Origin of the sequence: Rhodococcus cercidiphylli (genome assembly GCF_033042225.1) — a bacterium.
In the GTDB taxonomy this organism is placed as follows: domain Bacteria; phylum Actinomycetota; class Actinomycetes; order Mycobacteriales; family Mycobacteriaceae; genus Rhodococcoides.
The window spans coordinates 87,666-109,779 of record NZ_JAWLKE010000005.1; the positions used below are offsets into that span (position 1 = coordinate 87,666).

Genomic DNA, 22,114 nt, shown 5'->3' on the forward strand with positions numbered 1-22,114 from the left:
TATCGCGTGATCATGAAGAACGCACTCGGCGGCGACCCGATCCGGATGGGGCTGTTCGACACGCTTCTCGAGGCCAACACCTGGATCCAGGACGTCGGCAAGCGAGACGAGCACGAACTGGGCACTTACACGGTCGAGGTAGTCGACGAGTGAGTCGGCGGTGTCCGTGTTCGAGCGGTGACACGTTCGACGCATGCTGCGAGCCGTACCTGCTCGGAACGGCGAACGCACCCACGGCTGAGACGCTGATGCGATCGCGATTCACCGCGTTCGCCGTCGCAGACGTGGACTACCTCCGCAGATCGTGGCATCCCGACACCGCACCGGCCGAGCTGGAATTGGACCCCGATCAGCGGTGGTATCGACTCGACATTCTGGCAACCGACGCCGGTGGATTGTTCGACGACGCAGGAACCGTCGAATTCCGAGCTCGGTACAAACATCCCGATGGGGCGGGCTCGATGACCGAGGTGAGCCGCTTCGTCCGAGTGGACGGCCGCTGGCGTTACCTCGACGGGGTGGTCTCCCGCTAGAGGTTGCGGAGCTTGGTCGGCCGATTACCGGCGGTACGACGTGCTTCCTGCTTCTCCTTGATGCGTTCGGCATCCTTGCGCACCTGGATCTGGGTGCGACGCTCCCGGACGAGCCACTGCGGCGGGCTGGCGACGAGCTCGTCGATGGCATCACTGGTCAATGCTTCGGTGACACCGCCGCGGGCCAGCCCTGCGATGGACACGCCGAGCTTCTTCGCGATGACGTCGCGCGGGAAGGGTCCGTTGGTCTGCAAGTCGGTCAACCACTGCGGCGGATCGCTGCGCAACGCGTCCAGTTCGGACCTGCTGATCATCGAGTTCTGGAATTCTTCGGGTGCTGCGGGAAGATAGATGCCGAGCTTGTTCGCCGCGGTCAATGGCTTCATGGTCTGCTGCTTGTTCTCCGGGCTCACCGGAACAGCTTATCCGGCCATGAGCGCTCTCGACGCCACGGTCGCTCGCGGCCCGCGTCGTCCCATAGGGTCGACACCGTGAACATCGATGTGCAGACACTGCGCTGGTACGCGGCCGTGGCGCAGCAACTGCATTTCGCGCGCGCTGCTCAGTCGCTGGGAATCTCGCGAATCCGCTTGAGCAAGACGGTCGTGGAACTCGAGGATCAGCTCGGCGTCGACCTGTTCGTACCGGGTGCCTCGCCCACCGAGCTCACCGCGGACGGCCGCGATCTACTGGAACGGGCGCTGGCGGCGATCGCCGAGGACGACCGGCTGTCGGAACTCGCGCAGGTTGCTGCAGCCGAACCGACGACCTTCACCATCGGGTACGCCGAGGGAGTCACGCTCACCAAGTGGACACGCATCTGGGCCGATCGGTTCCCCGATGTCACTCTCTCCGTGGTGGCGACCACACCGGAGACACAGGTGGCGGCCTTGCACGACGGCACGGTCGATGTGAGCTTCGTTCGTCCGCCGATCGATCGTGAAGGTCTCAACGCGATCGGTCTCTACCAAGAGGTGCAGGTCGTGGTGGTACCGAAGGACCACGCAGTCGCCGCATTCGATTCGGTCACCGCAACCGACCTCGCCGACGAGCATCTGCTCGCCGACCCCGCGACGGTGCCCGAATGGGCAGCTGTGGCAACCGAACTCGTGACCGGCAGCCGCCCGGAACTTCCGCCGATGAATTCCGCCGCGGAGACGTTCGAGTACGTGGCTGCCGGGTTGGGGGTGGCGATCGTGCCGCACTCGGTGGCCCGTTTCAACGCCCGTAAGGACCTCGTCTACCGCCCGGTGACCGACGTCGAGCAGTCGCAGATCGCACTCGCCTGGGTCGCCGCACGCGAGGACGACCGTATCGAGGAATTCATCGGCATCGTCCGCGGCCGCTCGACCCGCAGCTCACGCGGTGCATCGGACGAGACACCGGTCAAGAAGAAGAAGAAAGCGCACCCCTCCAAACCCGCTCGCCCCGTTGCCAAGACGAAAACGAACGCCCGACGCAGCGGGAAGCGTCGCTGAATCTGCACCCTCGCGCCGGCCCGGATCCTGGACGAACCTGTGTTCGAAAGTTTGTCGGTGGGTCGCGGTAGATTCTGTTCATGCTTTCGGGGGACGGCGGATCAGGGGTGGACGGCATCGATACGGTGCCGTCCACCCCTGACGTGTCCGATCCGGACTTGTCGGTGTTGGTGGAGCGGGTCGAGGCCGCGTTTGCCGAGTTGGCGGAACAAGCGTCGGCGTCGTGGACGAACCCGGATCGGCGTGCGGTGATCCAGCGCATGGAGATGCTGACACGGTCGCTGACCGCGTACTCGTACACCTGGCTGAACGAGCTGATCGCGCAGCACGGCCTCGACGTGTATCCGGGCTCGGTCCCGTCCTCGGTGGCGTGGATGCTGCGGATCACCCCTCGAGCAGCAGGAGCACGAGTGCGTCTGGCCGCGGAATTGGGTGACCGGACTGCGTTCTCCGGAGAAGTACTGGCCCCGTTGCTGCCGCGGACAGCGCAAGCACTGCGGGCGGGGTTACTCGATGCCAAGCATGTGCAGATGATCCGCGAATTCTTCCGCCATCTGCCCTCGAGTGTCGATCCGCAGACCCACGATCTCGCCGAACAACAGTTGGTGGAACAGGCAGTGAAATTGCGGCCGGACGATTTCGCGCCGGTGGTGGCGTGCCTGGACGCGATGCTGAACCCGGACGGCGACCACGATGATGATGACGATGACGACGGAAACCCACCGAAGCCGCGGAAGCGACGGGATGCGTTCTTCTACCTCGGCGAGCAAGGGGTCGACGGAATGTCGGAAGGAAAATTCTGCGTCGACCCCGAACTACGCGCCTACCTCGAGGCCCTGTTCTCCAAAGCCGCGAAACCCGGCATGTACAACCCCGCCGACGGCAAACCGATCACCGACAACGACACCGAAGGGGACGGCAGTGCCACTGCGCCGCAGCCCGAGTCGACGTCCAATGATGCAGGGTTGTGGGACAACACCGGCTGTGACGGTGACGGCGAATGCGGCGAGGGTGCCGACTGTGGTTGCGGCACTGAGTCAGGTGACACGCCTGACCCCGACGACACCGGCGACGACGACAGCGACACTGGTGTCGACGATCCCGCCGCGGACAAGACAGCAGCGCGGGACGCTGCCGCCGCACGCGATCTCCGCACCCAGAACGAACGTCGTCACGACGCCCTGAAGCTGGCGCTCCGGCACACCCTCGCCTCCGGGACCCTCGGCACACATCGCGGCCTGCCCGTCACCGCGATCGTCACCATGAGCCTGAAGGATCTGGAAGCCGGCAGCGGCTATGCGAAGACCGCCACCGGATCACGAGTGTCGATCCGCGACGCCATCCGCATGGCCTCCCACGCCCACCACTACCTGACCATCTTCGACGACCACGGCCGAGCGCTGTACCTGGGTCGCTCGAAACGCATCGCCTCCGCCGACCAACGCATCGTGCTCATCGCCCGCGACCGCGGCTGCAGCTTCCCCTCCTGCACCCGCCCCGCAACCTGGTGCCAAGCCCACCACCTCACCGACTGGATCGACGGTGGCACCACCGACATCGACGGGTTGACCTTCGGCTGCGACATGCACCACGCACTCGTCGGCACCGGACCAGGAAAGTGGGCAACCACCAAAACCACAGCAACACATCGCTACCCCGGCCGGACCCTGTGGCATCCACCGGCCGGGATGGACCCGAAGCGCCGCGGGCTGATCAATCACGCACACCACCCCGAGGAAGTGCTGTACCCAACCGACCAGCACGACGACACCGGCGACGAGGAACCGCGACAACCCGCCTGACGACCCACACCAGTCTCAGGGCACAGCCCTGCCTGCACCCGCGCTGACGTGCCTCAGCGAACCGGGTGGCGCTTCCGATTGTGAATCAGAACAGCTACCCCGAGTCCCACCAACGTCAACAGAAGCGGTGCAGCGATGACGAGGGAAGCGTCGATCGCCACGAACAGAATGAGCAGCAACGCTGCTGCCAGGAAATACACGGCGGCGAAACGTGGAGTCCACAGGACGGAGTCCATTCCACACCTCCTTGCGCGTACGAACTACTTGTCGTTACCGAAGGTAACTGAAAAGAGCTGAGCGCACTAGAGGCCCAGGCCCCGCAGGCGGTCGATCTCACGACGATCGCGCTTGGTGGGCCTGCCTGCCCCTCGATCACGCCTCGGTACGGAAGCCAGAACTTCTTTCGGTGGCGGCGGCGGACTGCGATCGATCAAGCACTCCGGTACGACCGCTGCGCCGACGCGTTTGCCGATGGCCCGCACCACGACGACGATCTTCTCGAGCCCATCGACTCGAAGCCTGATCTCGTCGTCGGGGCCGATGCGATGCCCTGGCTTGGCGGGTGTTCCGTTGACGCGAACGTGCCCGCCGCGGCAGGCAGCAGCGGCGGCGGACCGCGTCTTGAACAACCGGACCGCCCAGATCCAACTGTCGAGGCGGACACTCTGAACTTCCATCTTCGAACGAATTCCTCACATTGCGAGGCTCGACTACATGTCCAGGCCGAGATCGAGCACTGTCACCGAGTGTGTCAGACCGCCGACGGCAAGAAAGTCGACCCCCGTGCGCGCATAGTCACGTGCCACGTCGACGGTCAGGCCACCCGAGGATTCCAGCTTCGTCTGCGGCGCGAACTTGTCTCGGCGCTGCACGGCCATCTGCGTCTGCCACAGCGCGAAGTTGTCCAGCAGAACGAGTTCCACGTTCTCCGACAGCACCTGGTCGAGTTGCTCGAGGCTGTCGACCTCGACCTCGCACGCGATGTCGGGAGCCGCAGCCCGCACCGCGTTCAGAGCGGCGACGACCGAACCGGCCGCTGCGACGTGATTGTCCTTGATCAGCGCGGCATCGCCCAGACCCATCCGGTGATTGACGCCACCACCTGCGCGTACCGCGTACTTCTGCAGCGAACGCAACCCCGGCAACGTCTTTCGACTGTCCCGGATCTTGCACTCGGTGTCTGCGACCTCGGCGACCCAGCCGGCCGTCGCGGTGGCGATTCCCGAGAGATGGCAGACGATGTTGAGCATCGTGCGTTCGGCAGTGAGCAGACCCCGCGTCGGTGCCTCGACCGTCAGAACGGCCTGTCCCGGTTCGACCTCGGATCCGTCCTCGATGCGATGCACGACGGAGTATCCGTCGGCTCCGATCACCTCGTCGAGAACCAGGAGGCCGACGTCGATCCCGGCGATCGTGCCGAACTGGCGCGAGACCACCGACGCCGTGGCGACGGCATCCTCGGACACCGTTGCCAGCGTGGTGATGTCGGGCCCGTACCGCAGGTCCTCATCGAGCGCGGTCCGGATCAGTGCGAGTACCTCGGTGCGATCGACGCCCGGGTTCACCTCGTTCGCGGTGTCGGTCATGTCAGCGTGCTCCCGTCATCACGTCGTCGTTGACTATCGCCAGCCGTCCGTCGAGATCTCGTTCGACGAACAGGCTTCGGCGTTGCGCAGGCGCGCTCTCCGGATGATCGCGTCGGGTATGGCACCCTCGGCTCTCACGGCGCTCGGCCGCGGCCAGCACGATCACCTCCGCCGCAGCGGTCAAGGCTGCGTCCTCGACGGCGCGCGCATCCACCGGAGGTTCCGATACCACGCCGTGCGCCAGAACGCGTTGCGCTGCAGCAAGACCCGTCGCATCTCGCACCACTCCGACCTCGGCGGTCATGGTTCGCTGCAGTACCGCACGGTCGATACGGGAATACGTGGGCATTGCGACATCGGAAATGCTGCCGTGTCTACCGACCCGTTCGGCAGCCACGTAGGCCGCACGCTCACCGACGACGAGACCCTCGAGCAGACTGTTCGACGCCAACCTGTTGGCACCGTGCAAGCCGGTGCGCGCCACTTCACCTGCAGCGAGCAAGCCGGGAACCGAGGTGCGCCCGGATGTATCCGTCGCCACGCCCCCGCAGGAGTAATGCGCTGCAGGTGCCACCGGAATCAGGTCTTTCGCCGGATCGATGCCGGCCTCTAGACATGAGGCGGTCACGGTCGGGAACCGTTCGTGGACGCGTTCCACCGTGCGGGCATCCAGTAACACGTGGTCGTCACCGCGTTCGTGCAGCAGCTCGGCGATGGCGCGGGACACCACGTCGCGTGGCGCGAGGTCGCCGAGCGGGTGCACTCCCGCCATGAAGGCACGGCCGGTGACATCGACCAGGCGGGCTCCCTCTCCCCGCACTGCCTCGCTGATCAACGGGCGACGGCCCGTCGACCCCGCGGCGAACAACACCGTCGGATGGAACTGCACGAATTCCAGATCCGCGATCCGAGCACCGGCGTCGAGGGCGAGTGCGATGCCGTCGGCCGTCGCGCCGGACGGGTTGGTGCTGCACGAGAAGAGTTGTCCCAGTCCGCCGGTCGCGAGCAGCACCGTCGGGCAATGAACGACGCCGACACCGCGAGGCCCGCGCACGAGCAGACCGACCACCTCGCCGTGGGTGGTCAGTACCCGCAGCGCGGTGGTGTCGAACTGCACCGTGGGCACGGACGCGTCCAACGTGCGCTGCACCTCTGCCCCGGTGGCGTCTCCCCCGGCATGAACGATGCGACGGACGCTGTGGCCACCCTCGCGGGTCCGCGCAACGGTGCCGTCGGCCGCCAGGTCGAACTGAGCGCCCGCAGCTTCGAGCGAGGTGATCGCCGCCCGCCCGCCGGAGACGATCGAACGCACCGCGTCCTCGTCGCACAGGCCGGCACCGGCGACGCAGGTGTCGGCCACATGCGATTCGATCGAATCCTCGAGTTCGGGGCCGACGACCGCGATCCCGCCCTGGGCGTACTGCGTCGCCGTGTCGGTGGAACGCCCCTTGCTGACGGTCAGCACCCGCAGGCCGCGAGCTGCCGCCGTGCGAGCCGCGGTGAGTCCGGCAATTCCACCGCCGACCACGACGAGATCGGCCGCGGTTTCCCACGCGACCGATGGATTCACTCGCCGCCGCCAGGGGTGCCGATCTCGATCATCCGCTGCACCGACTTGCTCGCGATGTTCGCGGTCTCGAGGTCGACGTGCACCTCGTCGCGGCCCTCGACGAGGCAGCGCAGCAGAGCAGCAGGGGTGATCATCTTCATGTAGCCGCACGAAGCGCGGTCGTTGACGGCGAGGAAGTCGACGTCGGGTGCAGCCATCCGCAGCTGATGCAGCATGCCGATCTCGGTGGCGACCAGAACCTGCTTGGACGCGGTGGTGCGGGCAGCGTCGAGCATGCCGCCGGTGGAGAGGATCTTGACCTTGTCGGCGGGTACGAACCCCTCGCCTGCGAGGTACAGAGCCGATGTGGCGCAGCCGCATTCGGGGTGCACGTACAGCTCGGCATCGGGGTGGGTACGAGACTTCTCGGCCAACTCGTCTCCGTTGATGCCGGCGTGCACATGGCATTCTCCGGCCCAGATGTGCAGGTTCTCGCGCCCGGTCACGCGCTTGACGTGCGCGCCGAGGAACTGATCGGGCAGGAACAGGATGTCGCGGCCCGGATCGATCGACTCGACGACCTCGACGGCGTTCGAGGAGGTGCAGCAGATGTCGGTCAGTGCTTTGATCTCGGCGGTGGTGTTGACGTACGAGACGACGACGGCGTCGGGAGAATCGGCCTTCCATTCGCGGAGCTGGTCTGCGGTGATGGAATCGGCCAGTGAGCAGCCGGCGCGCTGGTCCGGGATGAGGATCGTTTTCTGCGGGCTCAGGATCTTGGCGGTTTCGGCCATGAAATGAACTCCACAGAACACGATCGTGTCCTCGGGCACCTCGGCGGCCATCCGCGAGAGCGCGAGCGAGTCGCCGACATGGTCGGCAACGTCCTGAATCGCGGGCAGCTGGTAGTTGTGCGCGAGCAGCGTCGCGCCGCGCAGATCGGCGAGCCGTCGAACCTCTGCCGCCCACTCGGGAGTTGCCTCCACTCCCCCGTAACCACCTGCTCCGTCGACGATGTCGCGAACTCCGGCGAATGCCGAGTCCAGGATGTTCACCCGGGTAGCGCTGCTGGTCATGACGGTTCTCCTTCACCGATCATCCGGTCGTCGGTGACCGAATTTCCTCCGAGGGAGTTTTCGACCTATGATCGAAAACGTGACCTATCGTAGCACCGTCCACGAAGTACTCATTGCGGTGTTCCAAGTTCGAGCCTTTTCCGACCCCGACGCGCCTGAACTGGCGGTGCTGCTGTGGCAGCGCGCCCTCGACCCCGAGGCCGGCACCTGGTCGCTGCCCGGTGGCACGCTGCGCGACGACGAGAACCTCGCCGCGTCCGCGCGCCGTCAGCTCGCCGAGAAGGTCGACGTGCGCTCGGTGGCGCACCTCGAGCAGCTGTCGGTCTTCAGCGAACCCGAACGCGTACCGGGAGACCGGCGGATCGCGTCGACCTTCCTGGGCCTGGTACCGATCTCGGCCGAGCCGACACTCCCCCCGGACACCGCATGGCACCCGGTTTCGGCACTGCCCGACATGTCGTTCGATCACGGAACCGTCGTCGCGCACGCGAGACATCGACTGGTCGCCAAACTGTCGTACACCAACATCGGATTCGCACTGGCTCCGGTCGATTTCGCGATCTCGTCGCTGCGCGAGATCTACGGTGCCGCACTCGGATATCAGGTCGATGCCACCAACCTGCAGCGGGTGCTGAGCCGGCGCGGTGTCATCGAACCCACCGGACGGCGCGCGCCGTCGGGCAAGGCCGGTGGTAGACCGCCTGCACTGTTCCGCTTTGCCGACAACAGCATTCGAGTCACCGACGAGTTCGCCGCATTGCGGCCGCCCCAGGCGTGAACGGCTGCTGTCAGTCGGCTCGATTCGAGTCGAACGATGGTGGCGGCGGATAGAACTCGACTTCGAGGTCGTCCGGATCGGGATCGGTGTGTTGCAGATTGTCGTTGGGATTCATCGCCGCCAGAAGCATGATCACCAGCGACGCCATCAGTGCCTGAACGATCAGCACCTGCGGAGTCTCGATACTGGGCGCAACGGTGACGATCGACCCGACCTCCGGATCGGTGACCTTCGGAAACCGAAGAGCAGCAATCCCGTTGCCCACCAAAATCGCAGCGACCGAGCCGACGAGTGCGCCGACGAAGACGGCACCGAACAGCCGCGGCCCCCGCTCGGACCTCCACAGCCACCACCCGATCGGGAGAACGAGACCGAGGGCCAAGGAAAGGAACGAGAACATCGCGAGGCCGTCGAAGCTGTGCAGGCTCTCCCCGGTCAGGGCCGCCCCGCGATCCTGCGCCACCACGAGCAGCTGCTGCGCCGGTGCCAGGAATCCCCACAGCATCCCGCCCAGAGCCGACACTGCCACCGAGATTCCGACAACCACCGACAACACCCGAACGGTGCTGCTCCGCGGCGGCACTTCGAGAACGTCCGACGTGACCACCTAGCGCCTACCCGTCGCGGCCGAATCGACGAGGCCGTGACGCGAGCACAGCGACGTCCACCCGTCGGGGACGATCTGCACCACCATGCGGCGACCGCATTCTGCGCAGAACCGCGGCGGCTCCAAACCGAGTCGGACGGCGACCGACAACGAACCCGCACTCACCTCGGCTCCGGCGTCGACAGGCCGACCGGTGTACGGGTCGTAGTGGGTCTCGCTCGTCATTCGACCCACCCTAATACGCCCATCAGATCGTCGAGTTCAGCGCTTTGATCGGCATCTGCAGCTCGCCGAGAAGATCGAGATCCTGCTCTGCCGGGCGGCCGAGTGTCGTCAGGTAGTTGCCGACGATGACGGCATTGATCCCGCCGAGAATTCCTTGCTTGGCACCGAGGTCGCCGAGGGTGATCTCGCGCCCGCCTGCAAATCGCAGAATCGTGCGTGGCAGAGCGAGACGGAACGCGGCGACGGCGCGCAGAGCATCGGATGCCGGCAGCACATCGAGATCTCCGAACGGAGTTCCAGGCCTGGGGTTGAGGAAGTTCAGGGGCACCTCGTCGGGTTCGAGTGCGGTGAGATCGGCCGCGAACTCGGCGCGTTGCTCGAGCGTCTCCCCCATACCGAGAATTCCGCCGCAGCACACCTCCATGCCTGCCTCGCGCACCATGCGCAGGGTGTTCCACCGTTCCTCCCACGTGTGGGTGGTCACCACGTTCGGAAAGTACGAGCGAGAGGTCTCGAGGTTGTGGTTGTAGCGATGTACACCCATCGCCGCGAGCTGATCGACCTGATCCTGGTCGAGCATGCCGAGCGAGCACGCGATATCGATCTCGACCTCGTTCCGGATGGCTTCGATACCGGCGGCGACCTGCGCGAGCAGCCGAGCGTCGGGGCCACGCACCGCCGCGACGATGCAGAATTCCGTTGCTCCGGTCTTCGCGGTCTGCTTCGCAGCTTCCACCAGCGACGGAATGTCGAGCCACGCAGCACGAACCGGGGAAGCGAAAAGACCGGACTGCGAACAGAAGTGACAATCCTCGGGACACCCACCGGTCTTGAGGCTGATGATTCCTTCCACCTCGACCTCGGGCCCGCACCACTTCATCCGCACCTCGTGGGCCAACAGCATCGTCTCCTCGAGACGGTCGTCGCCGAGCTCGAGAACCTCGAGAACCTGAGGTCGATCGAGCGCGATGCCGTCACCGAGCACCTGAGTACGCGCCGTGCGCAAAATGTCCATTCCGGGTCCCCTCGTAGTCGAACGGCATCATCATTGAACACCGTTCAAGTTGAACGGCGTTCACGTTAGGCGCCGGGCTCGGCTACTGTCAAAGCGAAGACGCGTCGAACGACTTGGGGGGCAGCAGTGCAACTGAACAGGCAGGACGTCCTGGACGGCGCGATCGCCATTCTCGACGAGTACGGCCTGGCAGACCTGACGATGCGGCGTCTGGCGACGTCCCTGCACGTGCAGCCGGGCGCGCTGTACTGGCACTTCCCCAACAAACAGACGCTGCTCGGTGCCATCGCCGACCACATACTCTCCGGTGCCGATGCACCGTCCACCGAGGATTCGTGGGACGCACAGATCGCACAGATCGCCCACCGACTGCGCGACGCCCTTCTCTCTCGACGCGACGGTGCCGAATTGGTGGCCGCGACCTACGCGTCGAGGCTGACCACCAACCACATTCGCGAACGCATTGCCGCCGTGTGCATTCGAGCAGGACTGCCGCGACGCGACGCGGAACTCACCGCCGACACGTTGCTGTACTACATCCTGGGCCAGACCGTGGACGAGCAGGCGCGCCTACAGATGGACTCCGTCGGAGCCCTCACGCCCGACGCGTCACCGCTGTTCGAAGAACCCGACCCGACGAGCAGATTCGATTTCGGACTGAAGCTCTTCCTCGACGGAGTACGGCATACCGCGGCGGACCGCATCCGCCACTAGTCGATCAGAATTCGGCGAAGACGATCCGCCCGTTCCCGTTGTCCAGGGTCATGGTTCCGTCGTCCCGAGACCACCGCGGGGTGGAGGTCAGGAACTCCGACAGCCACCGGTCCTGCTCCATCAACGCCTCCGGGCAAGCCATCCGCGTCGACCCGAGAGAGTCGATGGTGATCCTGCCCTGCGAGGTGTCCACGGTGCCGAACAACCTGTTGCACCCGGCCTCGGCCGAGATTCGGTCGTCGACGAACTCGAGCCTGACCGTCGTACCGGCGACCGGCGTGTAGGAGTCGGGTGCCTCGACCGACGAGTACGTCTTGCCGGCCGGGAATTCACCGTACGAGTCGGTGCACCCGGAGGCCACCGCACTCGCACCCAACGCGAGAGCGACCAGCGCGCGCCGCGCGTCAGCCACCGAAGATCGGCCCCAGACCGGCCGCACCGGCATTTCCGCGGGACGCGAACGGGTTGTCGTGCACCATGTACGTCCAGGTCGACGTCGGGCGTCGCAAGCCCGCCTCGTCCAGATCGATTCCGTCCGAGGTGATCTCGGCCGACTCGAACGTAGCGTGCGAGAGATCCATCGCCTTGGAGGACACCGTTTTGAACGCCTCGACAGCGATCCGGTGGTACTCGTCCAACGGATTCTCCCGACCCAGTGCGCGCAGGTGAATACTCTCGCGCACGTCGGCGAGGTGCGCGAGATAGTCCGACCACGACCGATCGAGGTGGTACAGAACGATCTGGCGGGCGACATCGACCAGAGTCTTCTCGGACACGTTCTCGCGCAACTCCTTCGAGCGCGCAGGCGCGTGCTGCTCGAGTAGCGTCAACGCCTCGTCGGTGTCGAGCAACGTGGCCCGGCGGCGATCCAGGATCTCACGGTGCTGAGCCGTCAGCTGGTTGTAACGCCAGGTACGCGAATGTATTTCGAGCATCTGCCCCTCGGCGATGCGCTGTGCATGATCGACGCGGTCGGCCGCGGCCGAGGAAGTGAACATTCCGCTCTCGTCGATGTCCTTCGGTGCATCCTTGTCGCCGATGTTGTTCTTGACGACGTCGTCCTCCCAACTGCCGAAGAACAGCGACCGCCCTGGATCTCCCTGCCTGCCCGCGCGTCCGCGGAGCTGATTGTCGAGACGCTCGGTGGTGTGGCGACCGGTACCGAGAACGAACAGTCCGCCGAGCTCGGCGATACGTTCGCGATCGGTGCCGTCGGGACCACCGAGCTTGATGTCGGTTCCGCGCCCGGCGATCTGCGTCGATACCGTCACTGCGCCGTGCACACCCGCCGCGGCGATGACCGCCGCTTCCTCGGCGTCGTTCTTGGCGTTGAGTACCACCACGTCGACGCCCGAGGCGGTGAGCGTCTCGGCCAGCGCCTCGGACTCGGCGACATCGTGGGTACCGATGAGAATCGGCTGACCGGTCTCGTGAATCTCTTTCACCTGCAGAGCAATTGCAGCGTTCTTGTGCTCGATCGTGTCGTACACACGGTCGTCCTCGTCGACGCGCACCGTCGGCACATTGGGGGCGATGACCGAGACACCGAGACTGTAGAACGTGCGAAGCTGCTCCCCCGCCGCCATGGCCGTACCGGTCATACCGCACACCGTTGCGTACCGATTGATCAACGCCTGCACGGTGATCGTGTCGAGAATTTCACCGGTCTCGGTGGGGGCGAGCCCTTCCTTGATCTCGACCGCGGCCTGCAACCCGTCCGGCCAGCGCTGCAGTTCGGCGACTCGGCCACGCGAGGCGTTGATCAGCTGTACACGGCCGTCACGAACGATGTAATCGACGTCGCGCTGGACCAGCACCTGGGCGTGCAGGGCCACGTTGACCGCAACCAACGTCGTCCCGACGTGCTGCTCGGAGTACAGGTCGATTCCGCCCAGTTCCTTCTCCATCCGCAACGCGCCCTCGTCGGTGAGGAACACGTTGCGTCCTTCGGCATCGGTGTCGAAATGAACGCCCTTGTCCAACAACCGGACCGCATCCATGACCGTCGAAGTCGAGACGTCACCGGAGACCGAACCGGCCAACACCAGCGGAACGAGCGCCTCGTCGACCAGCACCGAATCGGCCTCGTCGATCAGGGCAACGCCCGGCACGGGCGCGACCAGATCGTCGCGGTCGTTCACCAGATGATCACGCAGAACATCGAAACCGATCTCGTTGACCGAGGCATAGGTGATGTCGCAGGCATACGCGGTGCGCCGCTCCTGGGCAGTCGAGGACTCACCGATGGAACCGACGGTGATACCGAGGGACTCGAACAGCGGTTGCATCCACTGCGCGTCACGTTGCGCGAGAAAGTCGTTGACCGAGATGACGTGCACCGCGCGTCCGGACAACACGTATCCGACGGCAGCGATGGCACCGGCCAGCGTCTTGCCCTCGCCGGTAGCCATTTCCACCACGTCACCGGCGAGCAACCGCACGGCACCGTGCAGCTGCACGTCGAAGGGCCGTAGCTTCAGCGCACGCTCGCTCGCCTCGCGCGTCAACGCCAGATACCGCGGAACGTCGAGACGCTCGGCGGCGTCGACACGCAGCGCGGCCGCCTCGGTCGCCAATTCACTCTCGCTCAGGGCAGCTGCCCACTCCGCGTGCTCCTGGGCCCGGTCGACGCTTCGACGCGAGGTGCTCTGCGCCTTCTGTGCGGATCGGCCGAGTACACGCCAGAATCGGTCGGAGCCCAAAGCCATCTGTTATCCCTACCTGAGAAAGAAAAACCGTTCTCACCCACAGTACCGATGCGGCTCCGCCCAGCTCTAGGCATCGAGCGGCGTCGTCACCGCGATCCGGCGCGTGCCGTCGTCCAACGTCACCACCTGATAGGCATTGCGCTCGGTTCCCACCGGCGAACCGTCGGAGTCGAGGTTCTCGAGTAGAAGATGCCCGACCCAGATACCCGGCACCTCTGCCTCGGTGACGATGTCGCGGGCCCGCACACCCTCGATTCCGCGCGACCGATAGTAGGTCTGCCCCTCCCGAAAGAACTCTCGAGTCTGCTGCGGATCGGCGATCGCCGCACATCCACGCGCTGTGACCGCCAGAGCCGGATAGTTGTAGATCTCGGCCAGACCGTCGAGATCACCCGAGGTCAGGTACCCCGTATAACGAGCGAAGAAGCTGTCGACCGATTCGTTGTCAGGTGTCATATCGACAACGGTAGGACCCATTCCCGTCAGGGCTGTGTCGGGAATCGGGAAAAATTCGGACGGTGCCGAAGCAGAATGCGCCCCAGTCGCTCGACAGCGTGCTCACCCTGCGCCGCGTCGCGCGTCAGCAGCGGATCGTCGAATGGCTGGGGTCGGCAGCTGCGCCGTTGACCTCGCCTGAACTCGCGCAGCGGCTCGGGGTCTCCGTGCGCACCGTCGAACGCGACCTCGCCCGGTTGCGTGAGTCCGGGGTCCCTGTCGATGCGGTGCCGGGTGTGCACGGCGGATCTCGGCTGGCGAGTGTCGCCTCGCCCCGGCCTGTGAGGTTGACCGCCCCCGAAATAGCAGCACTCATCGCGAGCCTCGCCGCTCTGGGGCCCACCGAAACCGACAGTGCCGCATCGGCAATGAAAGCCTTGATCGAGGCATTGACCACCGAGTGATCCGGGAGTAGGCATCACCGTTTTCACGCCACCAGGGTCAGAGTTGCGCAACCAAGGCAGGCAATCCCGTCGCGGCCGTGGTGCGCCACCGGTGATCGGCCATGTCCGAGACCTCGGTCTCGACCGGGTTGATCTCGACCACCGTCGCTCCGGCGCTGCGGGCGATCGCGGGCAGCCCGGCGAACGGGTACACCACTCCGGACGTGCCGACGACGAGAACGAGGTCGGCCTCACGAACCGCGTGCTCGGCCGCCTCCCACGCGGCCTCGGGCAGAGATTCGCCGAACCACACCGCTCCCGGCCTGATCAACCCACCGCACAGCGGGCATTCCGGCGGCGGAACTCGCTGATCGGCCTCGGCCGGGGCGTCGGCCGCACCGTCGTCGAACGATGCTCGTGTGCCACAGTCGCTGCAGTACGGCTCGAACAGACTGCCGTGCACGTGCGAGAGAACTGTGGCCCCGGCCCTCTCGTGGAGGTCGTCGACATTCTGGGTGGCGATATCGACGTGCGCCCGCTGCTGCCATTGCGCCAGTGCCACGTGACCGGCGTTGGGCTCGGAGCGTCGGACCAATTCGGCTCGCCATCGATACCAGCCCCACACCAGATCGCTGTCGGCCAGCCACCCCTCCGGGCTGGCGAGATCCTTGGGGTCGAAGTCCTTCCACAACCCGCTCTGGGCGTCCCGGAACGTGGCGATCCCCGACTCTGCGGACATACCCGCGCCGGTGAGCACGGTGATCCGCGATGCTCCTCGCGCGGAGTCCACGACGGGCTTCGGAACGGCTACGGGCGACTGGTTCTCGGAAGTGCTCACCCGGTTATTGTGCCGAGCGGTGTGCCGCGTCGCGCTACCGTGGTCGCATGAGCATCGACACCACCGCGCGCACTCTACGACGCCGACCTCTGTGGTTGGCCGCCTGCGCAGCCGTCGTCGTGGTGGTGGTGGCTGTCGTGGTTCTGTGGCTGGCACCGAGCCGGTACCTCCCGTGGGACACCGAAGCGTTCCCCGAGGTGAGCACCGGCGAGCTGACCGCCGATCAGGCTCGGGTGGTCGAACTCCTGCGCACCGAGCACGAACTGCAGCGTCCGGGAACGTTCTACGCCGAGGGCGTCGAGGAAGCGTGGTGCGCCGATTTCGTCAGCTGGATCATGAAGGAGGCCGGCCTGCCGCTGTCGAATCCCCATTCGGGTTCGTGGCGCATTCCCGGCGTCTACACCCTGCAGGAGTACTACCAGGAGCAGGGACGATTCGAGGCCGTCGGCGACTACACGCCATCGGTGGGCGACGTGGTGCTCTACGACAACACGAGCTTCAGCGGCCAACACACCAACGTGATCGTCGCAGTCGACGGCGACGAGGCCGTCACCGTCGGCGGCAACGAAGCCGGCAAGATCAGGGTGCACACGCTGCACTACGGATCCGATTCCGGAGTCGTCGGATTCGGTCGACTCCAGAGCTGACGGTCACTCCGGCGGGATCGCGTCTGCGTCACCGTACGAACGAGCGCCGCCGTCTCGTTTGGCTCGGTAGAGCAACATGTCCGCGCGGTCGAAGCAGTCGTCGACGGACTCCCCGGCACGCAGTGTCGTGTAGCCGGCAGAGAATTTCTGTCCGTCGGGCACGACCGCCGACAACTCGGCCAGCACGGCCGACATGGTCGTCGTACCCGCGCCGGGCATCACCAGAGCGAACTCCTCGCCGCCCCACCTGGCGAGGGACGCGCGGCCACCGAGCAGGCCCTCGGCAGCAGCAGAGAACTGAATCAACAGCCGATCTCCGCGTCCGTGCCCGTACTTGTCGTTGTACGACTTGAACCGGTCGAAATCGAGCATCGCCAGAGCCAATACGACATCGGCACCTCGCGGTGTCGTCAACTGATGCAGCCGATCTCGCCATCCACGCCGGTTGAGCAATCCGGTGAGGGCATCGGTCTGCGCGGCCTGACGGAGGTCGTCCTCGACGCGCCGACGGTCGGTGGTGTCGTGCACGACGGCCATCGTCCATCGAATGCCCGCGGGGCCAGGAACCTCACTGGCCGAGACCCATCCCCACCGGATGGCGCCGTCCGCATGCAGGTAGCGCTTCTCGACGTGCACCGATTCCCCACGCGCCTTGGCGTCGGCCATGATCTGTTCCATGGCGACATGCTGGGCCAGATCGTCGGGATGGGTGAACTCGCGTGAAGACCGGCCGGCCAACAGGTGACGCGGACAACCGACGATGGCCGCGTACGCCTCGTTCGCGAGAACCAACAATCCGTTCTCGTCGGCCAGGGCCAATCCGACCGTGCTGGCCTCGAACATCTCCCGATACCAACGTTCGGTGTCGACCATCTTCAGCCGGTCTCTTCCTCGAACAGTGCAAGCCACGTCGAATCGCACGGACCACCGAGAATACTCGGTGCGTCGCACACGGGCGGCACGTGAGCAGGGCTCTGCCGATCTTGACCTTGACGTAGCGTCACGGTTCACACTGAACACATGAGAATCGGATCCCTGGCCGACGCCGCCGGAACGACACCTCGAACAGTGCGGCACTATCACCGTCTCGGCCTGCTCGGTGAGCCACGCCGTCTGTCCAACGGCTATCGCGAGTACACGATCGACGACGTGGTTCGACTGATGAGAATCCGCTGGCTCGCCGATGCCGGAATGCCCCTCGGCGCGATCGCGGCAGCGCTGGACCAGCGGGCAACGGACGAGAGCGACGTGGTCGCCGATCTACGCGCTCTGCTGGCCGGTATCGAAACGGAGCAGAAAGCATTGGCGCACAAGCACACTCGATTGTCCGCCCTGCTCGACGACGCCGTCGAGCATCGTCCACTGACCGCTCTGCCGCGCGATGCGGCGGACACACTTGCCGTATTGATCGATGCCGCTGCGGAGACCGACCGCGAAGCGCTACTCCGTGAGCGTGACCTGCTCGAGGCGATGGCGATCGCGGGCACCGTCCCCGCGTCGTTCTTCGAGACGACGACAGCGGCGCTGGCCGATCCCGACACCCGGGTGAAGTACCTGGCGCTCCTGCGCAGATTCAGCGCGCTCGAAGGCCGAGACGTCGACGATGCCGCAGACGACATCGATTCGCTCGCAGCAGAATTGGCCTCGATGCTCGATATCGGCGCTCTTCTCTCGGCTGCGCCCGACGACACTGCCGACCAGACCGGCCCGCTGAGTATCGACGACATCGTGCCCGATCCCGCTCAGCGCGCAGTGATCATCGAAGCCACCGCACGCCTGCAGACCACCGAACCGAGCAGACCGGGTGATAGTCGATGACGGTCGTCGCGACGGTGGACCGAGCGAGCATCGTCTCCGCTCGAATTCACCGCCGCTTCGGCGTCGTGTCGCCGACGCTCGACGGCGGCCGACTCGTCCTACCGAATCAGGACGGCACCACCGTCGACATCGATTTGTCCTGCGCAACAGTGGTGTCCGTGCCCGCACCCCTGCAGCGATGGAGGCTCGAGGGTAGTGCCCACTCCTTCGGCCTTCACGTGGACGATCCAGCGGCACTGGTCGCAGCGCTCGGTCGGTCCGCCCCCTCGATCGGATCCCCGTCGGCGCGTCGGAGCAGTCCGGTTGCGAACAACAGCACCATCAAGGCCGCCGCGGTGATACCGGATCCGGCCCAGATGGGCGAGGTGTAGCCGAGACCGGCCGAGATCGTCACACCACCGAGCCACGCGCCCAACGCATTTCCCAGATTGAACGCGGCGATGTTCGCGCCGGACGCCATCGTCGGAGCGTCGGATGCGAACGACATCACCCGCATCTGCAGCCCCGGGACCGTCGCGAAGCCGAACGCACCCATCAGCACGAGGGATGCGATCGTCGCCGGGCGACTCTCCGCGGTGAGCGCGAAGAAGACGAGTACGACGGTCAGTGCACCCAGCAGAATCGTCAGCGTGCCGGTGAGGTTGCGGTCTGCTGCCTTGCCGCCGAGGTAGTTGCCGACGAACAATCCACCGCCGAACAGCACGAGCAGCCACGGCACCGAACTCGACGCGAAGCCACTGACGTCGGTGAGCGTGAACGCGATGTAGGTGAACGCACCGAACATGCCGCCGTACCCGAGCACCGTGACCACGATGGACAGCCACACCTGCACCGACCGGAACGCGCGCAGCTCTCGACGCAGATTGCTCACCTCACCGCTCCCGGTGTCACGAGGAACGAGGGCGGCGATACCGATCAACGCGACGACGCCGATCACCGTGATCGCCCAGAACGTCGAGCGCCAACCGTGGTTCTGACCCAGAAACGTCCCGAACGGAACTCCGAGGACGTTGGCGGCGGTAAGACCGGCGAACATCATGGCGATGGCTCCCGCCTTCTTCGCAGGCTCGACGAGGCTGGCCGCGACGACGGCACCGATACCGAAGAACGCTCCGTGACACAGCGCAGCGACGACGCGGCCGAGCAGCATCATCTCGTAACTGCTCGACAGTGCGGAAACGAGATTGCCGACGATGAACAGGCACATCAGTGCGAGCAGGACACTCTTGCGAGGAAACCGTGTCACGGCGGCGGTGACGAGCAGGGCCCCGACGACGACGGACAGCGCGTAGCCCGTGATGAGCCATCCGGCCGTGGCCTCGCTGACCGCGAAATCGGCCGCGACTTCGGGCAGTAGCCCCATGATGACGAATTCGGTCAAACCGATTCCGAATCCCCCGATGGCGAGGGCGAGCAGGCCGAGTGGCATGTCTGAACTCCTGATTGGAAGATGCGTACGCAATTATCGAGCTACCGCGTGTAGTTGCACGCGCTTGATAAATGCTTGCATGCGCGTCATATATGCGCAAGCCGGGCACTGTTCGATCGGACCGAAACCGTCCCCGAACTGGGCATATCGCGGCAAAGCAGACTCCGAGGGTTACTTCACCTCACGTACACGTATTGTTTGCCCCAGAATCCCGATCTCATCAGGATCGGATACCACCGTCCGCGACCCCCGACCGAGTGGTCGATACACAGCCGGGAAGTCACTTCTCCTCCATGCACGTACCCCACAGCAGCTCCGATACGTCGGCTCCGGTTGTTCCGGCTCAGGGGGACACAGCTCCGCCGCCCAGCGGACCGCGTCGGCCACCGCAACGCCGAGATCTCAACGGCCTTCGCGGTGTCGCGATCGCACTCGTCGTCGTGTTCCACATCTGGATGGGCCGGGTGTCGGGAGGCGTCGATGTATTTCTCACCCTGTCCGGCTTCTTCTTCACCGCATCTCTGCTGAGATCGGCCGAGGCCGGGGCGAGCCTGAATCCGTTCACCCGGATCACTCGGGTGCTGCGCAGGCTCGGGCCTCCCCTGCTGATCACGCTGCTCGCGGTTGCCGTCGCATCGGTATTCCTGCTGCCGCGCACTCGCTGGGCCGACCTGGGCGATCAACTCGTATCCGGCGTCTTCTACTACGTGAACTGGCAGCTGGCGACGACGGCGAACGACTACCTTGCGGCCGACCCCTCGGTGAGCCCACTTCAGCACCTGTGGTCGGTGGCCGTCCAGTTCCAGTTCTATCTCCTGGCCATCGCCGTCGTGTTCGGTCTCGCATGGGTCCGACGCATCGCGCGACCCCAGGGGCCTCGAAGTCTCGATCCGCGCACCTTCGCCGTGATCTTCTCGCTCATCGCCGTGCTGTCCTTCGCCTACGCAGCGGACGGTGTGCAACGCCACCAGGCGTGGAACTACTACGACACCGGGGCGCGGCTGTGGGAAATCATGCTCGGAGCCGCAGTAGCCGCCGTGTTCGCCGCACGCAATGGCGAGCCGTCGTCCGAGCCGTCCTCCGATGAGACCCGAACGCGGTCGCAGCTACGCGCGGCCCTTGCCGGTATCGGAATAGCGGTCATCGTCGCGTGCGGCTTTCTCGTGGACGGTGTAGCTGCATTTCCCGGTCCGCTGGCCCTGATTCCGGTGCTGGCCACCCTCGCGTTGATCGTCGCGGGCTCCGAGACCGCAGTGGCGGCCACGCTCTCCAATCGGTTCTTCGCCTGGCTCGGATCCATTGCGTTTCCGCTGTACCTGTGGCACTGGCCGCTGCTGATCTTCCACCTGTCGGCGACCGGCCGAGCCCACGCCGACATTCTCGGCGGTCTCGGCATCGTCGGAGCCTCGGTTGCACTGGCATGGCTCACCGTGCGCCTCGTCGAGCGACCCACGCAGTCGCCGACGTTCACGCCGGCACGCATCGCGGTGACTGCGACTGCGGCGATCGCTGCCGTCACGGTGACGGCAGGTTCGATCGGATGGAACTTCCACATCGATCGGTCGATCGACGCGGTGCAAGCCGACGGATCGGTCGACGAGCAGACTCACCCGGGAGCGCTCGAACTGACCGACGGTATTCGCGTGGAGCCGGCCGACGTCAGTCCCCCGCTGTACTCCGCCCCCGAGGATCTGCCGGCCACCACCCTCGAGGGCTGCATCGCGGACTTCGAGACGCGCGACGCGGTCTCGTGCACCTACGGCGACGTCGACTCGGACCGGACGATCGTGCTTGCAGGCAGCTCGCACGCCGAACACTGGGTGACCGCCCTCGACACGCTCGGTCTCCGGCACGGCTTCGCGGTCGTCACGTTCTTGAAGATGGGCTGCCCGCTGAGCACGGACACGATGCCGATGCTCGGCCCCAACGAATACCCCGACTGCCTGGACTGGACACAGACCGTGCTGGCTCAGGTGGCCGAGATGCAACCCGACTACGTGTTCACCACCGCCACCCGGCCCAGGGAGGACGCGCCCGGCGACTTCACACCGCCCTGGTACGCCTCGGTGTGGCAGCAACTGACCGCGAACGGCGTCGGAATTCTGGGCATCCGAGACACCCCGTGGCTCGCGTATCGGGCGATCGACTGCCTCGCCGACGGCGGCACGGCCGCCTCCTGCGGTATCCCGAGGGACGAGGCGCTGGACCCCGTCAACCCGGCCCTGGCCTCCTCGTTCCAGCTGCCCGGATTCTCTGCTCTCGACCTGTCCGATGCGGTGTGCGACGACACCGTGTGCCGCGCCGAGCAGGGGAACGTTCTGATCTATCGTGACGAACACCATCTCACCGCCACCTACGTGCGAACGCTCACCACCGAGCTGGGCCGACAGATCGGATCGGCCACCGGCTGGTGGGCCGGACCGTGATCCAGTC

25 protein-coding genes are annotated in these 22,114 nt (G+C 65.6%); 10 read left to right on the forward strand and 15 right to left on the reverse strand.

Annotation, left to right across the window (positions count from 1 at the left end):
• Window positions 1-6 precede the first annotated feature (6 nt).
• Together R3P95_RS13620 and R3P95_RS13625 are read left to right on the forward strand one after the other, a co-directional pair.
• Window positions 7-153: a hypothetical protein gene (locus R3P95_RS13620; RefSeq protein WP_179272101.1), complete on the forward strand. Its 147-nt coding sequence runs from the start codon at window positions 7-9 to the stop codon at window positions 151-153.
• A complete protein-coding gene (locus tag R3P95_RS13625; protein WP_269593936.1) occupies window positions 150-533 on the forward strand; it encodes a YchJ family protein in 384 nt (127 codons plus the stop codon). Before R3P95_RS13620 ends, R3P95_RS13625 begins: the two co-directional genes overlap by 4 nt.
• On the opposite strand, the gene R3P95_RS13630 is transcribed toward R3P95_RS13625, so the two are convergent.
• Entirely contained in the window at window positions 530-946 is a 417-nt protein-coding gene (locus R3P95_RS13630) for a DUF5997 family protein (RefSeq protein ID WP_394855417.1), read from the reverse strand. The genes R3P95_RS13625 and R3P95_RS13630 overlap by 4 nt on opposite strands.
• Window positions 947-1,024: 78 nt before the next feature.
• On the opposite strand from R3P95_RS13630, the gene R3P95_RS13635 reads away from it, so the two are divergent.
• Both R3P95_RS13635 and R3P95_RS13640 read left to right on the forward strand, forming a co-directional pair.
• Window positions 1,025-2,011, forward strand: coding sequence for a LysR family transcriptional regulator (locus R3P95_RS13635; RefSeq protein ID WP_269593935.1), 987 nt, complete (start codon window positions 1,025-1,027; stop codon window positions 2,009-2,011).
• Window positions 2,012-2,091: 80 nt separating this feature from the next.
• On the forward strand, window positions 2,092-3,813 hold the full coding sequence (locus R3P95_RS13640; RefSeq protein ID WP_269593934.1) for an HNH endonuclease signature motif containing protein: 1,722 nt from the start codon (window positions 2,092-2,094) through the stop codon (window positions 3,811-3,813).
• Window positions 3,814-3,866: 53 nt separating this feature from the next.
• Here the strand turns inward: R3P95_RS13640 and R3P95_RS13645 are convergent, their stop codons facing one another.
• From R3P95_RS13645 to nadA, 5 genes are all read right to left on the reverse strand, one after another.
• Window positions 3,867-4,049, reverse strand: coding sequence for a hypothetical protein (locus tag R3P95_RS13645; protein WP_068052666.1), 183 nt, complete (start codon window positions 4,047-4,049; stop codon window positions 3,867-3,869).
• Between the two features lie 66 nt (window positions 4,050-4,115).
• Window positions 4,116-4,490: an RNA-binding S4 domain-containing protein gene (locus R3P95_RS13650; protein WP_269593933.1), complete on the reverse strand. Its 375-nt coding sequence runs from the start codon at window positions 4,488-4,490 to the stop codon at window positions 4,116-4,118.
• A gap of 33 nt (window positions 4,491-4,523) precedes the next feature.
• A complete protein-coding gene (gene nadC / locus R3P95_RS13655; protein WP_269593932.1) occupies window positions 4,524-5,399 on the reverse strand; it encodes a carboxylating nicotinate-nucleotide diphosphorylase in 876 nt (291 codons plus the stop codon).
• 1 nt (window position 5,400) lies between these two features.
• Window positions 5,401-6,969 (reverse strand): L-aspartate oxidase, encoded by a 1,569-nt coding sequence (locus tag R3P95_RS13660; protein WP_269593931.1) that lies wholly within the window; start codon window positions 6,967-6,969, stop codon window positions 5,401-5,403.
• On the reverse strand, window positions 6,966-8,024 hold the full coding sequence (nadA, locus tag R3P95_RS13665) for a quinolinate synthase NadA (protein WP_269593930.1): 1,059 nt from the start codon (window positions 8,022-8,024) through the stop codon (window positions 6,966-6,968). The genes R3P95_RS13660 and nadA overlap by 4 nt, the downstream gene beginning before the upstream one ends.
• A gap of 67 nt (window positions 8,025-8,091) precedes the next feature.
• Between nadA and R3P95_RS13670 the strand changes: the two genes are divergently transcribed.
• On the forward strand, window positions 8,092-8,802 hold the full coding sequence (locus R3P95_RS13670) for an NUDIX hydrolase (RefSeq protein ID WP_394855418.1): 711 nt from the start codon (window positions 8,092-8,094) through the stop codon (window positions 8,800-8,802).
• 10 nt (window positions 8,803-8,812) lie between these two features.
• On the opposite strand, the gene R3P95_RS13675 is transcribed toward R3P95_RS13670, so the two are convergent.
• From R3P95_RS13675 to bioB, 3 genes are read right to left on the reverse strand one after another with little or no spacing between them, the layout of a single operon-like run.
• The gene (locus tag R3P95_RS13675; RefSeq protein ID WP_269593928.1) at window positions 8,813-9,409 is read right to left on the reverse strand and encodes a DUF2567 domain-containing protein; all 597 of its coding nucleotides are present in this window, start codon (window positions 9,407-9,409) and stop codon (window positions 8,813-8,815) included.
• Window positions 9,410-9,634: a biotin synthase auxiliary protein BsaP gene (gene bsaP / locus R3P95_RS13680; protein WP_068283637.1), complete on the reverse strand. Its 225-nt coding sequence runs from the start codon at window positions 9,632-9,634 to the stop codon at window positions 9,410-9,412.
• A gap of 22 nt (window positions 9,635-9,656) precedes the next feature.
• On the reverse strand, window positions 9,657-10,649 hold the full coding sequence (bioB, locus tag R3P95_RS13685) for a biotin synthase BioB (protein ID WP_317548573.1): 993 nt from the start codon (window positions 10,647-10,649) through the stop codon (window positions 9,657-9,659).
• 126 nt (window positions 10,650-10,775) lie between these two features.
• Here bioB and R3P95_RS13690 point away from each other — a divergent pair, with 126 nt between their 5' ends.
• Entirely contained in the window at window positions 10,776-11,363 is a 588-nt protein-coding gene (locus R3P95_RS13690; RefSeq protein ID WP_269593927.1) for a TetR/AcrR family transcriptional regulator C-terminal domain-containing protein, read from the forward strand.
• Between the two features lie 4 nt (window positions 11,364-11,367).
• Here R3P95_RS13690 and R3P95_RS13695 read toward each other — a convergent pair whose 3' ends face one another.
• From R3P95_RS13695 to R3P95_RS13705, 3 genes are all read right to left on the reverse strand, one after another.
• Complete coding sequence (locus R3P95_RS13695; RefSeq protein ID WP_068052689.1) at window positions 11,368-11,775, reverse strand: META domain-containing protein; 408 nt, start codon at window positions 11,773-11,775, stop codon at window positions 11,368-11,370.
• The gene (gene secA2, locus R3P95_RS13700) at window positions 11,768-14,071 is read right to left on the reverse strand and encodes an accessory Sec system translocase SecA2 (protein ID WP_269593926.1); all 2,304 of its coding nucleotides are present in this window, start codon (window positions 14,069-14,071) and stop codon (window positions 11,768-11,770) included. The genes R3P95_RS13695 and secA2 overlap by 8 nt, the downstream gene beginning before the upstream one ends.
• 66 nt (window positions 14,072-14,137) lie before the next feature.
• Window positions 14,138-14,527 carry a hypothetical protein gene (locus R3P95_RS13705; protein ID WP_269593925.1) on the reverse strand — a complete coding sequence of 130 codons (390 nt, stop codon included), beginning with the start codon at window positions 14,525-14,527 and terminating at the stop codon, window positions 14,138-14,140.
• 62 nt (window positions 14,528-14,589) lie between these two features.
• Here R3P95_RS13705 and R3P95_RS13710 point away from each other — a divergent pair, with 62 nt between their 5' ends.
• Window positions 14,590-14,970 carry a helix-turn-helix transcriptional regulator gene (locus R3P95_RS13710; protein ID WP_269593924.1) on the forward strand — a complete coding sequence of 127 codons (381 nt, stop codon included), beginning with the start codon at window positions 14,590-14,592 and terminating at the stop codon, window positions 14,968-14,970.
• A 37-nt stretch (window positions 14,971-15,007) separates the two neighbouring features.
• Here the strand turns inward: R3P95_RS13710 and R3P95_RS13715 are convergent, their stop codons facing one another.
• Window positions 15,008-15,787 carry an SIR2 family NAD-dependent protein deacylase gene (locus R3P95_RS13715; RefSeq protein WP_269593923.1) on the reverse strand — a complete coding sequence of 260 codons (780 nt, stop codon included), beginning with the start codon at window positions 15,785-15,787 and terminating at the stop codon, window positions 15,008-15,010.
• A 47-nt stretch (window positions 15,788-15,834) separates the two neighbouring features.
• Between R3P95_RS13715 and R3P95_RS13720 the strand changes: the two genes are divergently transcribed.
• Window positions 15,835-16,434, forward strand: coding sequence for a CHAP domain-containing protein (locus R3P95_RS13720; RefSeq protein WP_269593922.1), 600 nt, complete (start codon window positions 15,835-15,837; stop codon window positions 16,432-16,434).
• A gap of 3 nt (window positions 16,435-16,437) precedes the next feature.
• Here the strand turns inward: R3P95_RS13720 and R3P95_RS13725 are convergent, their stop codons facing one another.
• Window positions 16,438-17,307 (reverse strand): GGDEF domain-containing protein, encoded by an 870-nt coding sequence (locus tag R3P95_RS13725; protein ID WP_269593921.1) that lies wholly within the window; start codon window positions 17,305-17,307, stop codon window positions 16,438-16,440.
• A 147-nt stretch (window positions 17,308-17,454) separates the two neighbouring features.
• Here R3P95_RS13725 and R3P95_RS13730 point away from each other — a divergent pair, with 147 nt between their 5' ends.
• Window positions 17,455-18,252 carry a MerR family transcriptional regulator gene (locus tag R3P95_RS13730; protein WP_269593920.1) on the forward strand — a complete coding sequence of 266 codons (798 nt, stop codon included), beginning with the start codon at window positions 17,455-17,457 and terminating at the stop codon, window positions 18,250-18,252.
• Window positions 18,253-18,466: 214 nt separating this feature from the next.
• On the opposite strand, the gene R3P95_RS13735 is transcribed toward R3P95_RS13730, so the two are convergent.
• Window positions 18,467-19,681 carry an MFS transporter gene (locus tag R3P95_RS13735; RefSeq protein WP_269593919.1) on the reverse strand — a complete coding sequence of 405 codons (1,215 nt, stop codon included), beginning with the start codon at window positions 19,679-19,681 and terminating at the stop codon, window positions 18,467-18,469.
• A 293-nt stretch (window positions 19,682-19,974) separates the two neighbouring features.
• Between R3P95_RS13735 and R3P95_RS13740 the strand changes: the two genes are divergently transcribed.
• Window positions 19,975-22,107 (forward strand): acyltransferase family protein, encoded by a 2,133-nt coding sequence (locus R3P95_RS13740; RefSeq protein ID WP_269593918.1) that lies wholly within the window; start codon window positions 19,975-19,977, stop codon window positions 22,105-22,107.
• The last annotated feature ends 7 nt before the right edge of the window (window positions 22,108-22,114 follow it).

What these genes read in the sequence shown, in the direction of transcription:
- R3P95_RS13640 (WP_269593934.1), top strand. Translation starts at nt 2,092, where the DNA reads ATGCTTTCGGGGGACGGCGGATCAGGGGTGGACGGCATCGATACGGTG.
- R3P95_RS13645 (WP_068052666.1), bottom strand. Translation starts at nt 4,049, where the DNA reads ATGGACTCCGTCCTGTGGACTCCACGTTTCGCCGCCGTGTATTTCCTG.
- R3P95_RS13650 (WP_269593933.1), bottom strand. Translation starts at nt 4,490, where the DNA reads ATGGAAGTTCAGAGTGTCCGCCTCGACAGTTGGATCTGGGCGGTCCGG.
- nadC (WP_269593932.1), bottom strand. Translation starts at nt 5,399, where the DNA reads ATGACCGACACCGCGAACGAGGTGAACCCGGGCGTCGATCGCACCGAG.
- nadA (WP_269593930.1), bottom strand. Translation starts at nt 8,024, where the DNA reads ATGACCAGCAGCGCTACCCGGGTGAACATCCTGGACTCGGCATTCGCC.
- R3P95_RS13670 (WP_394855418.1), top strand. Translation starts at nt 8,092, where the DNA reads ATGATCGAAAACGTGACCTATCGTAGCACCGTCCACGAAGTACTCATT.
- bsaP (WP_068283637.1), bottom strand. Translation starts at nt 9,634, where the DNA reads ATGACGAGCGAGACCCACTACGACCCGTACACCGGTCGGCCTGTCGAC.
- bioB (WP_317548573.1), bottom strand. Translation starts at nt 10,649, where the DNA reads ATGGACATTTTGCGCACGGCGCGTACTCAGGTGCTCGGTGACGGCATC.
- secA2 (WP_269593926.1), bottom strand. Translation starts at nt 14,071, where the DNA reads ATGGCTTTGGGCTCCGACCGATTCTGGCGTGTACTCGGCCGATCCGCA.
- R3P95_RS13705 (WP_269593925.1), bottom strand. Translation starts at nt 14,527, where the DNA reads ATGACACCTGACAACGAATCGGTCGACAGCTTCTTCGCTCGTTATACG.
- R3P95_RS13720 (WP_269593922.1), top strand. Translation starts at nt 15,835, where the DNA reads ATGAGCATCGACACCACCGCGCGCACTCTACGACGCCGACCTCTGTGG.
- R3P95_RS13725 (WP_269593921.1), bottom strand. Translation starts at nt 17,307, where the DNA reads ATGGTCGACACCGAACGTTGGTATCGGGAGATGTTCGAGGCCAGCACG.
- R3P95_RS13730 (WP_269593920.1), top strand. Translation starts at nt 17,455, where the DNA reads ATGAGAATCGGATCCCTGGCCGACGCCGCCGGAACGACACCTCGAACA.
- R3P95_RS13735 (WP_269593919.1), bottom strand. Translation starts at nt 19,681, where the DNA reads ATGCCACTCGGCCTGCTCGCCCTCGCCATCGGGGGATTCGGAATCGGT.
- R3P95_RS13740 (WP_269593918.1), top strand. Translation starts at nt 19,975, where the DNA reads ATGCACGTACCCCACAGCAGCTCCGATACGTCGGCTCCGGTTGTTCCG.